The organism is Ectopseudomonas oleovorans, assembly GCF_029845265.1.
In the GTDB taxonomy this organism is placed as follows: Bacteria; Pseudomonadota; Gammaproteobacteria; order Pseudomonadales; family Pseudomonadaceae; genus Aquipseudomonas; species Aquipseudomonas oleovorans.
Genome location: NZ_JAOCLK010000012.1, coordinates 1 through 13,883, shown reverse-complemented (window position 1 = coordinate 13,883; position 13,883 = coordinate 1). Strand labels below are relative to the sequence as shown.

The following is a 13,883-nucleotide window of genomic DNA, read 5'->3' as shown; positions in this document are numbered from 1 at the left end:
CCGGGAGCATTCACCGCCTGTCTCCCGGATTTCATCCGGGCTACCTTTTGGTCACGCTTGGGCGCACCACCAGCCAAAGCGCCAACGCGATCAGCAGGCAGCCGGGCAGGTAGTCCCAGCTCAGCGGCTCACCCAGCAGCAGCGCGCCCCACAACACGCCGAACGGCGGGATCAGGAAGGTGGTGGTGCTGGCCCTGATCGGCCCGATATCGGCCAGCAAACGGAAATACAGCACATAGGCGAAGGCTGTGCAGACCAGGCCGAGGGCGGCCAGCGACAGCCACACCTCGATGCCACCCCAGCTTGGCGGTGGTTGCAGCGCGAGGCTGCCGACGAACAGCGGCAGCAGGAACAGGCTGGCCCCCACCAGGCTGGCAAAGGCGGTCAGGCGATTGTCCAGACCGCCCTGTTGGCCGATCCAGCGTCGAGTAAGGAAACCAGCGAAGCCGTAGCAGGTGGTGGCCACCAGGCAGGCGCCGGCACCGAGCAGCAGTTGCAGGTCGAAGGCCACCGGGCCGGTGCGGGTCAGCACCGCCACGCCAAGCAGGCCGAGGAATACGCCCGCCGCCTTGCTGCGGGTGATGCCCTCATGGAAAAACAGTGCGCCGATCAATACACCCATCAGCGGGGTGCTGGCGTTGAAAATCGCCGAATAACCAGCCGGCAAAATCAGTGCTGCCAGGCAATACATGGCCGACGGCAGGCCTGCATTGATCACGCCCAAAACCAGGCAGATGCGCAGTTTGCCGCGAAAGTCCCAGTCCGTGCGCAGCAGCAAAAGCAGTGCGAGCAGCCCCAGCGCGCCGAAGCTGGCGCGAAAGAACGCGGTCGGCATGCTGCCCAGCACCGGTGCGGCAACGCGCATGAACAGGAAGCTGGCGCCCCAGATGGCGGCGAGCAGCAGCAGGCGGAGCAGGTCGGCGGTACGCAAGGCGAAGTATCCGGCAGGGTGGGGCCGAGAGTGTTGCTGCTGGGTGAGGCGCTGGCAATCCGCATTGTGCTCTTGCCTTCATGCCGTATGGGGGAATGCTGCCGCAAGCAATGTTAATCCAATGTGCAACAGAGCCGCCGAGACCGCCGTGGCACTCGTGATGAACTTGAGGCAGAGTGCTCCGAGCTGTTCACCCACCGGGTAGGTCCGCTCACCTTTACTTACCTTGAGTTATGCCGAGTTTCTTCAGTCTGGAGGCTAGGGTGGTGGGTTTGATGCCTAGTAGCTCCGCTGCGCCTCCCGGGCCGAACAATCGGCCATTGGCAGTCGCAAGCGCCGCGTGCAGGTTATCGATTTCCAGTTGACGGATCTGTTGTTCGGTCATGACGCCTTTGGTGTCGTGAGGCCTGCTCTCTTGGTGGGGCTCGTCCTCTGTCATGCTGTCCGGTGACGGCAGATCGATGCGTAGCAGGGGGCCGTTGGAGGTAATCAGCGCGCGCTCGATGACGTTCTGCAGTTCACGGATGTTGCCTGGCCAGTTGTAGCTTTGCAGGCGTGCAATGTCGCCGTTGCTCAGTCGGCGGTCGGGTAGATTCAGACGTTTGCCGATTTGTTTGATGAAGTGGCTGGCCAGCATGGGGATGTCTTCGCGACGTGCGCGCAGTGCTGGTGACTGTAGCGGGAAGACATTGAGGCGGAAGTAGAGATCCTCACGAAAGCGCTTGGACTCCACCTCGCTACGCAGGTCGCGGTTGGTGGCTGCGATGATGCGTACATCGACGCGTCGCGTGCGTTCCTCGCCGACGCGCTCGAACTGCCCTTCCTGGAGTACGCGCAGCAGCTTGCTCTGCAGCTCCAGGGGGATTTCGCCGACCTCGTCGAGAAACAGCGTGCCGCCGTCGGCGAGCTCGAAACGCCCAATTCTGTCGCGCAGCGCACCGGTGAAAGCCCCGCGTACGTGGCCGAAGAATTCGCTCTCGAACAGGTCGGCGGGGATGGCCGCGCAGTTGACCCGGATCAGCGGGTGCGCGGCACGCCGGCTGGATTGGTGGATAGCGCGGGCTATCAGCTCCTTGCCAGTTCCGGATTCGCCGTGGATCAGCACGCTGGCGTCGGTGGGGCCGACCACATCGATCTGACGCACGATCTTCAGGATGGAGTCGCTCTGCCCGACGATCTCGCGGTAGCTGTGCTCGATACGGATTTCTTCCTGCAGGTATTCGTTCTGTTGTTCCAGGCGCTGCTTGAGCTCCCTGAGTTCCTCAAGGGCATCATGCAGGCGCTGCTGAGTGCTCATACGTTCGGTGATATCGCGAAACACCACCACCGAGCCGACGATGCGGCCATCGGAGATCACCGGCGTGCTGGTGAATTCCACCGGGAACATGCTGCCGTCACGGCGCCAGAACACCTCCTGGCGACCTTCATGCACCAGGCCGTCATGCACGGCCTTGTAGATCGGGCAGTCCTCCACCGGATAGTGGCTGCCATCGGCGTGGCTGTGGTGGTGAATGCGGTGGATGTTCTTGCCGATCATCTCGTCCGTCTCCCAGCCGAGCATGCGCGCCGCCGCCGGGTTGACGTAGGTGGCCAGGCCCTCGCTGTCGATGCTGTAGATGCCATCGCCGACGGCGCTGAGCAGCAGGTGGTTGTCGCGTTCGGTTTCCTGGAACAGGTTGAGGATGTTGCGCCATTCCAGCAGACCGCCGCGCATGGTGCGCTCGGTTTGTGCCTGGTCGAGCAGATAGCGCTGCTCGCTGCGTTCGCGCAGCACCAGGATCAGGTAGAGCACGCCCTTGAGGCGCAGCGTGGTGGCGGAGATTTCCAGCATCACGCGTTCGCCATCCTTACGCGTGCAGCTGAGCTCGTCACTCCAGCCCTTGCCGGCTTCCAGTACCGCCTGGGTGAACACGATCAATTCGGGTAGCTGGTGGCCGAGCAGGCGGGTGACCGTCATGTTCAGCAACTCGTGCCGGGCATAACCGAACAGCTTGCTGGCGGCAATGTTCATGTCGACGAAGCGGTTGGCCACCGGATCGAACTGCACGATGGCCTCGCTGCAATGCTCGAACACCATGTGCCTGGAGGCGTAGGTCATGTCGGCCCAGCCTGCGAGATAGTCCGGCTCGCTTGTGCTCATGCTACGAAACCTCGTAATTGCTGCTACGAACTTTCGTTTTTATACGAGACTTCGTAGTCGATGCCTAGGTGCAGATCGTGCCTGGAAAACCGGATCAGATAACTAACTGTTTGATTTGAAATAATAAAAATAAATAGCTGAAAACCTGGCACAGCCTTCGCTCTAGCTCTTGCAAGCACGGTGACTTCCACCGTGAAGAAAAGCAGAAGAGGAGAGCACCCATGCCGAGCGTCGATATCGCCCATTACAAGGACGGCGACTTCCTGGTCAACTACGAAGAGAAGGTTTTCGAGGACGTCAAGGCCGAGCCAGGCGAGAAAGCCCTCATCACCTTCCACACCATCGCTTTCGAGGGTTCCATTGGCCTGGTCAACATGCTGCAGGCCAAACGCCTGCTGCGCAAAGGCTTCGAGACCAAGGTGCTGCTCTACGGGCCGGGCGTGCAGCTTGGCGTGCAGCGTGGCTTCCCCACCCTGGGCAATGAAGCCTTCCCCGGCCACCTGGCGGTCAACAACCAGATCAAGGCGTTCATCGAGGAAGGCGGTGAGGTCTATGCCTGCCGTTTCGCCCTGCAGGCCCTGTACGGGCAGACCGAGAAAGCGCTGATCGAAGGCATCCGCGCCATCAACCCGCTGGACGTGATGGATCTGCGTTTGCTGATGCGTCGCGAAGGCGCGCTGATCATCGACACCTGGACTGCCTGATCCTTCCCGCCCCTCCTGCGGGAGGGGCCACGTTCGTACAAGGAATTCGCCATGGCCATCGTCCGTGCCGCTGCCGTGCAGCTCTCGCCCGTGCTCTACAGTCGCGAGGGTACCGTCGAGAAGATCGTCCAGACCATCCTGCGCCTCGGCCGCGAGGGCGTGCAGTTTGCCGTCTTCCCGGAAACCGTGGTGCCCTACTACCCCTATTTCTCCTTCGTGCAGCCTCCGTTCATGATGGGCAAGGAGCATCTGCGCCTGCTCGAGGAGTCGGTGCAGGTGCCGTCGGCGGCGACCGCCGCGATTGCCGAGGCCTGTCGCGAAGCTCGGATGGTGGTGTCGCTGGGCATCAACGAGCGTGACGGTGGCACGATCTACAACGCTCAACTGTTGTTCGATGCCGATGGCAGCCTCATTCAGCATCGGCGCAAGATCACTCCGACCTACCATGAGCGTATGGTCTGGGGGCAGGGCGATGGCTCTGGCCTGCGTGCTGTGGCCAGCCAGGTCGGGCGTATCGGCTCGCTGGCCTGCTGGGAGCACTATAACCCGCTGGCGCGCTATGCCCTGATGGCCGATGGCGAGCAGATTCATGCGGCGATGTTTCCCGGTTCGCTGGTGGGGGAGATCTTCGCCGAGCAGATCGAGGTCAGCATCCGCCACCATGCGCTGGAGTCCGGCTGCTTCGTGGTCAACGCCACCGCCTGGCTGGAGCCGGAACAGCAGCAGCGCATCATGGTCGATACCGGCTGTGGGCTGGGGCCGATTTCCGGCGGTTGCTTCACCGCCATCGTCAGCCCCGAAGGCAAGCTGCTGGGGGAGCCGCTGCGCAGTGGCGAGGGTGAGGTGATCGCCGATCTCGACCTGACGCTGATCGACAAGCGCAAGCGCATGATGGATTCGGTCGGCCACTACAGCCGGCCGGAACTGCTCAGCCTGCTGATCGACCGCACGCCTACCGCCCACCTGCATGAGCGCGTCACGGCGCTGCCGGGGCGGCATGAAGCCGAGGAGGTCGAGCATGTCAGCCTCTGAACGCATCGCCGCGCTGGACCTGCTCAGCGAGCTGCAGTGCCATGGCGCGCGCTGGCAGGACGACGGCCACGGCCTGTCGCGCAAGGGCGGCGCCGGGCCTTCCGATCACAAGGCGCTGTCGTTGGGCGGGCATACAGCGATGGTGCCGATGCTCAATCAGGCCTCGTTGCTATCGCCCTACGAAGTGCGTCCGCAGGGTGCGGGCGAGCTGGCGCTGATCTACCGCGACGGCCAGCAGGTGGGCCAGGTGCAGGTGCCAGGCGTGCCGAGCTTCTACGCACGCAGCACCGCCGACGACATCCCTTACTGGAAGATCGCCACCCTGCACAGCGATGACGTGCTGGCCACTACGTTGCTGCAGCACTGCATCCGCATGAACGATGCTGCCAGTGCCTGCCAGTTCTGCGCCATCGGCCAGTCCCTGGAAAGTGGCAAGACCATCGCACGCAAGCGCCCGGCCCACCTCGCTGAGGTGGCCAAAGCGGCGGTGGAGCTCGATGGCGTCAAGCACATGGTGATGACCACTGGCACGCCGCAAACCTCTGACCGTGGTGCTGCCATCCTTTGCGAATCGGCCGCTGCCGTTACCGCGGCAGTGGCTCTGCCGATCCAGGCGCAGTGCGAGCCGCCGGACGAGGACGCCTGGTTTCGCCGCTTGCAAGACTGCGGCGTGGTCTCGCTGGGCATGCACTTGGAGGCGGTCACCGACGAGGTGCGCCAGCGGATCATGCCGGGCAAGGCGCAGGTGCCGCTGGCGCGTTATTTCTCGGCTTTCGCGGCGGCCGTCGAGGTCTTCGGGCGTGGCCAGGTCAGCACCTACATCCTGGCCGGGCTGGGCGATAGCGAAGAGGCCATCGTGGCCATGGCCGAGCGCCTGGCGGCAATGGGCGTCTACCCCTTCGTAGTGCCTTTCGTTCCCATCGACGGCACGCCACTGGCTCAGCACCCCAAGCCCGACAGCGCCTTCATGCAGCGCCTGTATCCGCGCATTGGTGCCAGCCTGCAGCGGCACGGGCTGCATTCCGAACAGATCAAGGCTGGCTGCGCCAAGTGTGGCGCCTGTTCGGCCTTGAAACGCCACGAGTGAGGGAAACGACCATGGCCGAGCATGCCTTCGCCTTGAATGACGACACCTTTCGCGACTTCCTCACCGGCGATCTGCTGGTCAAGCCTGCCACCGAGCGCTGGGAGCGGGAAGACTACTACCGCTTGCGCCGTGCGGTCTTCGCCGACGAGCAGGGGCTGTTCGCCCAGGATCGTGATACGCACGACTTCCAGGCCCTGCCGATCGTTGCCGTCGCCTACAACTGTGGCGTGGCCGACCGGGTGGTCGGTGCGGTACGCATCTACGAGCAGGCGCCGGGGCTGTGGTATGGCGGCCGTCTGTGCGTGGAGCGCGACTATCGCCGCCACGGCATGATCGGCAAGGCGCTGGTCAACGAGGCGGTGTCACGAGCTATCGAGCTGGGCTGTCACACCTTTCTGGCCACCGTGCAGGCGCATAACGAAGCCTGGTTCCACGGCCTGCACTGGCAGAGTTTGCGGTCGTTGCAATTGCTCGAGCGCGAGCACGTGCTGATGCAGGCGAACCTGGCGCGCTATCCCTTCATGCCACGCGAGGTGTCGTTGCTGCCCCTCAAGGAGCGGCGTCATGGCTGAGGCATTGCGCAAGACCCCAGCCACTGGCCTGAGCGAACTGCTCGCGGCACTGCACGACACCCCGGCGATGCGCGCCAAGCAGGCCATTCAGCGACCGGCCCAGGGGTTGTCCGGCTCGCTGCCGCAGGGTGATGCCCGTTATGCACTGCCCGGCGATGACACGGCGGCCATACGTTGCGGCGAGCATTACCAGTTGTTGGCCATCGAAGGCATGTTGCCGGCCTTCGTCGAATCCAGCCCCTGGTTCGCCGGCTGGTCGGCGGTGATGGCCAACGTCAGCGATATCGCCGCCATGGGCGGGCGTCCCACGGCAGTGGTCAATGCCTACTGGCACCATGACGAGGACAAGGCCGAGCAGTTGCTTCAGGGCATTCGCGAGGCCTGCCAGGCCTATGGCCTGCTACTGGCCGGCGGGCATACCCACCAGGGCGCCGATGCCCGTGCTGGCTTGGCGGTGGCCATCACCGGCATCGCTCACCGGCTGCTCTCCACCCTGCATGTCGCACCTGGTCAGGTACTGGCGATGGCCGTGGATCTGGATGGCCGCTGGCACCCCGGCGTGCCCTATTGGAAAGCCTTCGAGAAACGTTCCGGCGAGCGCCTGCGCAGCCAGCTCGATGTGCTACCGCGTCTGGCCGAGGGCGGCTTGCTTGCCGCCGCCAAGGACATCAGCAACGCCGGGCTATTGGGCACTCTGCTGATGCTGCTGGAGCCGACCGGCTGTGGCGCGAGGCTTGAACTCGATGGATTGCCGTGCCCGGACGACGGCGACCTGCTGCGCTGGCTGCAGGCGTTTCCCAGCTACGGCTTTTTGCTGACCCTGGAGGAAAGCGCCTGGGCCGACGTGCACACCACCTTCGCCCTGGAGGGGCTGACCTGTGCGCGCATTGGTCAGATCGACGACAGCGCCAGTCTGCAGGTCGGGGTGGGCGGCGAGGTCATGGAGTTCTGGAATCTTGGGCAACGCCCATTCACCGGTTTCACCCAATCCACCCCTATGAGTGAGGAATGCTGAGATGCCTGCCGTCAACTTCAAACTGCGCTGGCCCGATGGCCAGGAAATGTCCGGTTATTCACCGTCCACCATCATCTACGAGCACCTCTGCGCGGGCTCCAGCTACGCACTCGAGGATTTCATCCTGCGTGCCGAGAACGCCCTCAATGCGGCTTCCGAGCGGGTCAAGGATGTCAAAGGCTTCTACTGCAGTTCGGCCATGGACACCCTGAGCGCCCTGCGATACCACGCGCGTGGCTTCGAAGGTGGCCAGGTGCAGATTCTCGATATGCAAACGGCCCATGCCGGTCAGGTCAACAGCGGCTGGAGCTCTTTCTAGCTGTCATTTCCATCGCACCAGTTACCCGAGGAGCGTGCAATGCCCAGTCATCTCAAATCCGTACAGGTTCCCCATCATCAGGTCATCATTGTCGGTGGGGGGCAGGCCGGTCTGTCGGCCAGTTACTACCTGCAGCAGCAGGGTATCGATCATCTGCTGCTGGAAAAGCACAGCCTCACCCATAGCTGGCGTACCCAGCGCTGGGATGCCTTCTGCCTGGTCACGCCGAATTGGCAGTGTGCGCTGCCGGGCTACCCCTATGCCGGGGACGACCCGCACGGTTTCATGAAGCGTGAGGAAATTATCGATTACCTCGACGGTTTCATTCGCAGCGTCAATGCGCCGGTTCGCGAGGGGGTTGCGGTGCAGCGTGTGACGCCACGCCCGCAAGGTGGTTATGCGGTGCAGACCAGCGCTGGCGAATTTACCGCCGATCAAGTCATCGTCGCCTCTGGCGGTTATCACGTGCCGATCATTCCGCGCCTGGCCGAGCGCTTGCCGGCCAACATCCTTCAGTTGCATTCCGAGCAGTATCGCAGCCCACAGGCGCTGCCCGAGGGCAACGTGCTGGTGGTTGGCTCGGGGCAATCCGGCGCGCAGATCGCCGAGGATTTGCACCTGGCTGGGCGCAAGGTGTATCTGGCTGTTGGTGATGCCCCGCGTTGTGCGCGCTTTCACCGTGGCCGCGACGTGGTCGACTGGCTGGCGGATATGGGCTACTACGACATTGGGGTCGACCAGCATCCGCTACGCGAAGGCGTGCGCGACAACACCAACCACTATGTGACCGGTCGCGACGGCGGGCGTGATATCGACCTGCGCAAGTTTGCCCTCGAAGGCATGCAGTTGTTCGGCCTGCTGCAGCGTCTCGACGGCGAGACGCTGACCTTCACTGAGGATCTGCAAGCCAGGCTGGATGCTGCCGATGCGGTGTATAACCGAATCAACGCCAGCATTGATGCCTACATTGCCGAGAAGGGCATCGATGCGCCGCCCGGTGAGATCTACCAGCCGGTGTGGCGCCCGCATCAGGTGCCAACCGAGTTGAATCTGCGGCAGGCTGGCATCACCAGCATCATCTGGTGCATCGGTTTCAGCCCGGATTTTTCCTGGATCGATGCCGGGGTATTCAATGGCCGCGGTCATCCGGTGCATAGCCGTGGTGTCACCTCGGTTTCCGGACTGTATTTCCTCGGTTTGCCATGGCTGCACACCTGGGGGTCGGGGCGTTTTTCAGGGATTGCTCGCGATGCCGAGTATCTGGTCAAGCGTATTGCCCAGCAGCACAAGGCGATCGCTGGGTAGGCGTATGCACTCGGCCCTTGGCTACAGGTGCGGTTCGGCCCACTTTCGAGCATTCCCGAACGGCACCTGGCCTGCTTTGTCGGCTAAGCTCGGCTCATTCTGTGCACTCATGAGGCAGGTGTATGAGACAGCAATGGCCGGCTGGCGAGATCGCTCGCCTGATCCTCGAGGGGTTCGATGATTACCGCGAGCATTTTCGCCAGATCACCGATGGCGCGCGCGTGCGCTTCGAGCAGGCGCAATGGCAGGAGGCGCAGCAGGCTTCGGCGGCGCGCATCAACCTGTATGAGGAGAAGGTCGCAGAAACCCGTGAGCATCTGCTGCAAGGGTTCGATGCTTCGCTGCTGGAAGTCGGCCAGTGGCCGCTGGTCAAGAGCGCCTATATCGCCCTGATCGATCTGCGTTTCGACGATGAGCTGGCGGAAACCTGGTTCAACTCGATCTTCTGCAGCCTGTTCAGTCATGACCAGATCAGCGATGGCTGCATGTTCATCCATACCACCCGGCCATCGCTACGCAACCAGCCCGGTGCCGCCCAGACGCGCAGCTATCGGCCGGCTGGCGAGCTGCACCTGGCGCTGCAGGCGATCTTCGACGATTACCGTTTCGACGCCCCCTACGAGGATCTGCCGCGTGATCTGCTGCGCCTGGAAGAGCAACTGCGCGCCAGCCTGCCGGACTGGGTGTGCAAGGACCCGGAGCTGTGCATCGAGCTGTTTTCCTCGGTGCTGTACCGCAACAAGGGCGCCTATCTGATCGGACGCATCTATAACCGCGAGGAACAGTGGCCGCTGGCGATCCCGCTGCTGCACCGCGAAGGGCAGGGCATCCAGGCCGATGCGGCGATCACCGACGAGGCGGAGGTGTCGATCATCTTCTCCTTCACCCGCAGCTATTTCATGGTGGACGTGGCCATTCCGGCCGAGTTCGTCGGCTTTCTCAAGCGCATCCTGCCGGGCAAGCACGTCGCCGAGCTGTACACCTCGATCGGTTTCTACAAGCACGGCAAGTCCGAGTTCTACCGCGCCCTGATCGGCCATCTGGCCAGCACCGATGATCGCTTCATCATGGCGCCCGGCGTGCGTGGCATGGTCATGAGCGTGTTCACCCTGCCGGGCTTCAATACCGTGTTCAAGATCATCAAGGACCGCTTCGCTCACGCCAAGACGGTGGACCGCAAGACGGTGATCGAGAAGTACCGCCTGGTGAAAAGTGTCGACCGCGTAGGGCGCATGGCCGATACCCAGGAGTTCGCCGATTTCCGTTTCCCCAAGGCCAAGTTCGAGCCCGAGTGCCTCGCCGAGTTGCTGGAGGTGGCACCGTCGACCGTGGTGGTGGAGGGTGACACCGTGCTGGTACGACACTGCTGGACCGAGCGGCGCATGACGCCGCTCAACCTCTATCTGGAAAGTGCCAACGAGGCGCAGGTGCGCGAGGCGCTGGATGACTACGGCCTGGCCATCAAGCAACTGGCGGCGGCCAATATCTTCCCTGGTGACATGCTGCTGAAGAACTTCGGTGTCACCCGCCATGGCCGCGTGGTGTTCTACGACTACGACGAGATCTGCTTTCTCACCGAAGTGAACTTCCGGCGCATCCCGCCGCCGCGTTTCCCCGAGGACGAGATGAGTTCCGAGCCCTGGTATTCGGTGGGGCCGATGGACGTGTTCCCCGAGGAGTTTCCGCCGTTCCTGTTCGCCGATATCAAGCAGCGCCGGCTGTTCAGCCAGTTGCATGGCAATCTCTATGACGCCGATTACTGGAAACAATTGCAGGAGGCGATTCGGGCGGGCAAGGTGATCGACGTATTCCCGTATCGACGCAAGAGTCCGGTGATTTGACGGAGGCTGGTTGAAATCCGCCTTGCCCGGCCTAATCTTACAGGTGAGCCGCTGGCTCTTCCCTTTACTTGGCAGGAGGTCGTACCCATGCTCGCCAAGCTGCAAGAACAACTGCAAGCCCTGCTGCAGGCTCTTGGCCTCGCCCTGCAACCTCAGCCGATTCGCATCAGTGAAGCCGAGCAGCAACGCCTGCGCCGTGAGCGTCAGCGTCGCTGAAACTCGTCAGTTGAGCCGATGGGCGTCGAACCAGGCGTCTATCAGCTCGCGCATCCGCTGCCCCGAGAAACTCGCGAAATGTCCGCCATGCACGGTGCGTACGGGCAGCTCGCGCAGGCGCGCAAGGCTGCGCGCGTAATCTTCCAGGTTCGAGTGGTAGGCATCTTCGATCAGCGGGCCATCGTAGAGAATGTCGCCGCAAAACAGTGTGTGCGTCTGCGCTTCCCATAGACTGATGCCGCCGGGTGAATGCCAGGGCGTGTGCAGCACCTGCAATACCCGATTACCCAGATCCAGCACGTCACCATCTTCGACCAGGCGTGTGGCTGGCGCTGCCCGTACGCGGTATTCGGCGTAGCACAGCGGGCAATCCGGGTGCGCCTCGAACATGTCGTCGCCGACGAAGTCGGTGGCCAGAGTATTGGCGCCGTTCGGTGCGGCGAGGATATCGGCCTCGGCCGGATGTACCAGGCGCTCATCGAATTCGTGATGCCCGGCGATATGGTCGAAGTGGCAGTGGCTGGCCACCGCCAGTAGCGGCCTGTCGGTCAGCCGCCGATCCACAGGATCAGCAGCCGCCACCGCCATCCCTGAACGCGCAGCCGTCGCATGGGGTCGTGGTCTCCTGGCTCGATTGGCAGAGTCTAGGTGAAGTATCGGCTTTTTGCCGGCCGCATCGTCAGAGTAAGAAGGCAGCGTCAAAAGCTTGTTGAAGAGGTGGCTGGTAGCCGTAGCCGAATGCAATCCGGAATGCGTTTAGCGCTCAGGGATTGGGCAGGGTCTTCTGCTTGAGGATATACAGGCTGACCAGCACCGCACTGCTGAGCATGAACGCGCGCGCCCAGGGCATGGGCACCAGATAGCAGGAGAAGCTTATGCTGACCCACATCAGCACCAGGGCATAGACCTTGCCCTTGAGCGGGATGCCCTGGCCTTCGAGGTAGTCGCGAATCCATGGCCCCAGGCGCGGGTGGGTGACCAGCCAGAGGTAGAAGCGCCGTGAGCTGCGCACGAAACAGGCCGCCGCCAGGAGCAGGAATGGCGTGGTCGGCAGTACGGGCAGGAAGATGCCGATGACCCCGAGTGCCACGCTTAACCAGCCAATCGCTAGCAGCATGTAACGGACACTGCGATGGCGGCTTGGCTGGATGTCACGCGGCATGGGCGGGTCTTGGCGGCAGCCGGGGGCGAGCCCCGGCTCATGGGGTCAGTGGCGAGGCTTGAGCAGTGCGGGTTTTTCTTCCGGAGCCTGGCACAGCAGGAAGAGAGCGGTCAGTAGCTCGGGAATCTGGTCGATCATGCTGTCCACCAGGTCGCGGTCGCGAGCGATCTCGGCGAACTCGGTCTGTTCGTCGAACAGACCGGAGCCGACCATGATCGGCAGCAGCAACTCGCTGACTTCGTCTTCGGCATCCTCGAACCACACGGCTTCACGCAGGAACACGCCTTCCATGAAGCCGATGCACCAGCCGCGCAGGTCGGAGTCATCCGGTTCGTCACCGAGATCCAGATCGCACGGCAGCTCCGGCTCTTCCTCACCGGCCAGTTGACGCGCGATATGGGCTTTCAGATGAATCAGCGTGCTCTCGATCTCTTCGCGTTCGGCATCGCTGCGATAGTGCGGCGGTTCGGCGAACAGCGCGTCGATCCACTCACGCTCCGGTACCTGATCCGGGCAGATGGCCAGGGCGGTCAGGTAACCGTGGGCGGCCACGTAGTCCAACGCCTCTTCGTGCAGCTCATCGGCATCGAGAAAGGCTTGCAGGCGGGACAGTTGCTCAGCGAAGGACATCGTGGGGTTACCTTGAGGCTTAGGGGATAAGTCGGGTAGGGATAGGCCATTGCTGGCCCATCCCCCCCTAAGAACCGTACGTGCGGCTTTCACCGCATACGGCTCAAGCTTACGAAAAACCAAGTAGCTTGGCCGGCAACGTACGAAGTGTTGCGTCGGATTCTACAGCTATAAACCACTAAACCGTAGAGGTGTATCTTTTTGCCGACTATGTGCCAGCGCATGGCAGTTGGGATGAAGCAGGGTGCGATTACGTAAAGTATCCGAGCCGCCGTCCACACGCCGTATGACGTGGTGATCGTGCCAGCCCGTTTCCTTACTCACCGCTTGCCCGCAAAGGGCACAAAGCCCTTTTTGTCTGCGGAAGATGCTGAGTATTTGTCCCCGATAACGCAGCTTGTGCTGCATCCGTTGAACTCTCAGCGCCTCACATCATAGGGGTTGTAAGCCCCGGGTAGACGCTTGTGACGCACGATTGCGGTTCCCGCCAACAGGTATAGCCGGCGGTACTGCTTTTCTTCCTTACCATTCTTGTAGGGGGACGCGAACACCCAGCTCTGCCCGCCTATGGATCGGAAGTATTTATTCCTGATCCAATCAGCCGACTTCCTTGGATGCCTACGTTTCGCCCACATCCAGATTCGCCAAAAGATCAGATGATCCAGCCTGCTGAAGGTTTGTTTTGCCACGACCGGGGAGTGGTATTGTGCCCACCCCCTTCAATACCGGGTTCAGTTGGCCGATCAACGCTTCCTGCGTCAGTGCCCCACTACTTTTGATGATCTCGCGCATCTTCCGATACAACGCCGAGGCGTTCTTCTTCGAGGTATGCGTCTGGGCATCCCGTCTTGCGCAACTAAACCAGTCGCCACCTATGCGGCAGCAGCTCCGCAATCTCACTTGCCCGCTGCGTCGGCAGACGCGTGAGC

The 13,883-nt window shown here is 62.4% G+C and carries 16 protein-coding genes and 1 pseudogene; 9 read left to right on the top strand and 8 right to left on the bottom strand.

Features of this window, described 5'->3' with window-relative positions; all coding sequences use genetic code 11:
• Positions 1–40 precede the first annotated feature (40 nt).
• Both N5J71_RS08435 and N5J71_RS08430 read right to left on the bottom strand, forming a co-directional pair.
• Positions 41–931 (bottom strand): DMT family transporter, encoded by an 891-nt coding sequence (locus N5J71_RS08435; protein ID WP_279916663.1) that lies wholly within the window; start codon positions 929–931, stop codon positions 41–43.
• A gap of 217 nt (positions 932–1,148) precedes the next feature.
• Entirely contained in the window at positions 1,149–3,071 is a 1,923-nt protein-coding gene (locus N5J71_RS08430) for a sigma 54-interacting transcriptional regulator (RefSeq protein ID WP_003461631.1), read from the bottom strand.
• 221 nt (positions 3,072–3,292) lie between these two features.
• On the opposite strand from N5J71_RS08430, the gene N5J71_RS08425 reads away from it, so the two are divergent.
• From N5J71_RS08425 to N5J71_RS08385, 9 genes are all read left to right on the top strand, one after another.
• Positions 3,293–3,775, top strand: coding sequence for an MSMEG_0572/Sll0783 family nitrogen starvation response protein (locus tag N5J71_RS08425; RefSeq protein WP_003461629.1), 483 nt, complete (start codon positions 3,293–3,295; stop codon positions 3,773–3,775).
• Between the two features lie 51 nt (positions 3,776–3,826).
• On the top strand, positions 3,827–4,807 hold the full coding sequence (locus tag N5J71_RS08420) for a Nit6803 family nitrilase (protein WP_003461627.1): 981 nt from the start codon (positions 3,827–3,829) through the stop codon (positions 4,805–4,807).
• Positions 4,794–5,894 (top strand): MSMEG_0568 family radical SAM protein, encoded by a 1,101-nt coding sequence (locus N5J71_RS08415; protein ID WP_279916662.1) that lies wholly within the window; start codon positions 4,794–4,796, stop codon positions 5,892–5,894. The genes N5J71_RS08420 and N5J71_RS08415 overlap by 14 nt, the downstream gene beginning before the upstream one ends.
• An 11-nt stretch (positions 5,895–5,905) precedes the next feature.
• Positions 5,906–6,466 carry an MSMEG_0567/Sll0786 family nitrogen starvation N-acetyltransferase gene (locus N5J71_RS08410; protein ID WP_003461623.1) on the top strand — a complete coding sequence of 187 codons (561 nt, stop codon included), beginning with the start codon at positions 5,906–5,908 and terminating at the stop codon, positions 6,464–6,466.
• Positions 6,459–7,481, top strand: a complete 1,023-nt coding sequence (locus N5J71_RS08405) for a sll0787 family AIR synthase-like protein (protein WP_003461621.1) — start codon at positions 6,459–6,461, stop codon at positions 7,479–7,481. The genes N5J71_RS08410 and N5J71_RS08405 overlap by 8 nt, the downstream gene beginning before the upstream one ends.
• Position 7,482: 1 nt before the next feature.
• Positions 7,483–7,800, top strand: a complete 318-nt coding sequence (locus tag N5J71_RS08400) for an MSMEG_0570 family nitrogen starvation response protein (protein WP_003461619.1) — start codon at positions 7,483–7,485, stop codon at positions 7,798–7,800.
• A 39-nt stretch (positions 7,801–7,839) separates the two neighbouring features.
• Positions 7,840–9,105: an MSMEG_0569 family flavin-dependent oxidoreductase gene (locus N5J71_RS08395; RefSeq protein WP_003461616.1), complete on the top strand. Its 1,266-nt coding sequence runs from the start codon at positions 7,840–7,842 to the stop codon at positions 9,103–9,105.
• Between the two features lie 122 nt (positions 9,106–9,227).
• On the top strand, positions 9,228–10,946 hold the full coding sequence (gene aceK / locus N5J71_RS08390; protein ID WP_003461614.1) for a bifunctional isocitrate dehydrogenase kinase/phosphatase: 1,719 nt from the start codon (positions 9,228–9,230) through the stop codon (positions 10,944–10,946).
• Between the two features lie 87 nt (positions 10,947–11,033).
• Positions 11,034–11,162, top strand: coding sequence for a PA1414 family protein (locus N5J71_RS08385; protein ID WP_269076705.1), 129 nt, complete (start codon positions 11,034–11,036; stop codon positions 11,160–11,162).
• A gap of 6 nt (positions 11,163–11,168) precedes the next feature.
• Here N5J71_RS08385 and N5J71_RS08380 read toward each other — a convergent pair.
• The 6 genes and pseudogenes from N5J71_RS08380 to N5J71_RS22620 form a co-directional block, all read right to left on the bottom strand.
• Positions 11,169–11,714: pseudogene (locus tag N5J71_RS08380) on the bottom strand (MBL fold metallo-hydrolase); the annotation flags it as partial.
• Between the two features lie 211 nt (positions 11,715–11,925).
• Entirely contained in the window at positions 11,926–12,324 is a 399-nt protein-coding gene (locus tag N5J71_RS08375) for a YbaN family protein (RefSeq protein WP_003461611.1), read from the bottom strand.
• Positions 12,325–12,369: 45 nt separating this feature from the next.
• Positions 12,370–12,954 carry a UPF0149 family protein gene (locus N5J71_RS08370; RefSeq protein WP_003461609.1) on the bottom strand — a complete coding sequence of 195 codons (585 nt, stop codon included), beginning with the start codon at positions 12,952–12,954 and terminating at the stop codon, positions 12,370–12,372.
• A gap of 168 nt (positions 12,955–13,122) precedes the next feature.
• Positions 13,123–13,362, bottom strand: coding sequence for an HNH endonuclease (locus N5J71_RS22630; protein ID WP_279916660.1), 240 nt, complete (start codon positions 13,360–13,362; stop codon positions 13,123–13,125).
• Positions 13,363–13,373: 11 nt separating this feature from the next.
• Positions 13,374–13,643, bottom strand: a complete 270-nt coding sequence (locus N5J71_RS22625; RefSeq protein WP_279916659.1) for a group II intron maturase-specific domain-containing protein — start codon at positions 13,641–13,643, stop codon at positions 13,374–13,376.
• Positions 13,573–13,883: group II intron maturase-specific domain-containing protein (locus N5J71_RS22620; RefSeq protein ID WP_279916658.1), on the bottom strand; the 311-nt coding region annotated here is incomplete at its 5' end. The genes N5J71_RS22625 and N5J71_RS22620, both read right to left, overlap by 71 nt.

Coding starts and splice junctions, on each gene's coding strand:
- N5J71_RS08430 (WP_003461631.1), bottom strand. CDS start 3,071: ATGAGCACAAGCGAGCCGGACTATCTCGCAGGCTGGGCCGACATGACC.
- N5J71_RS08425 (WP_003461629.1), top strand. CDS start 3,293: ATGCCGAGCGTCGATATCGCCCATTACAAGGACGGCGACTTCCTGGTC.
- N5J71_RS08420 (WP_003461627.1), top strand. CDS start 3,827: ATGGCCATCGTCCGTGCCGCTGCCGTGCAGCTCTCGCCCGTGCTCTAC.
- N5J71_RS08415 (WP_279916662.1), top strand. CDS start 4,794: ATGTCAGCCTCTGAACGCATCGCCGCGCTGGACCTGCTCAGCGAGCTG.
- N5J71_RS08410 (WP_003461623.1), top strand. CDS start 5,906: ATGGCCGAGCATGCCTTCGCCTTGAATGACGACACCTTTCGCGACTTC.
- N5J71_RS08405 (WP_003461621.1), top strand. CDS start 6,459: ATGGCTGAGGCATTGCGCAAGACCCCAGCCACTGGCCTGAGCGAACTG.
- N5J71_RS08400 (WP_003461619.1), top strand. CDS start 7,483: ATGCCTGCCGTCAACTTCAAACTGCGCTGGCCCGATGGCCAGGAAATG.
- N5J71_RS08395 (WP_003461616.1), top strand. CDS start 7,840: ATGCCCAGTCATCTCAAATCCGTACAGGTTCCCCATCATCAGGTCATC.
- aceK (WP_003461614.1), top strand. CDS start 9,228: ATGAGACAGCAATGGCCGGCTGGCGAGATCGCTCGCCTGATCCTCGAG.
- N5J71_RS08385 (WP_269076705.1), top strand. CDS start 11,034: ATGCTCGCCAAGCTGCAAGAACAACTGCAAGCCCTGCTGCAGGCTCTT.
- N5J71_RS08375 (WP_003461611.1), bottom strand. CDS start 12,324: ATGCCGCGTGACATCCAGCCAAGCCGCCATCGCAGTGTCCGTTACATG.
- N5J71_RS08370 (WP_003461609.1), bottom strand. CDS start 12,954: ATGTCCTTCGCTGAGCAACTGTCCCGCCTGCAAGCCTTTCTCGATGCC.
- N5J71_RS22630 (WP_279916660.1), bottom strand. CDS start 13,362: ATGCAGCACAAGCTGCGTTATCGGGGACAAATACTCAGCATCTTCCGC.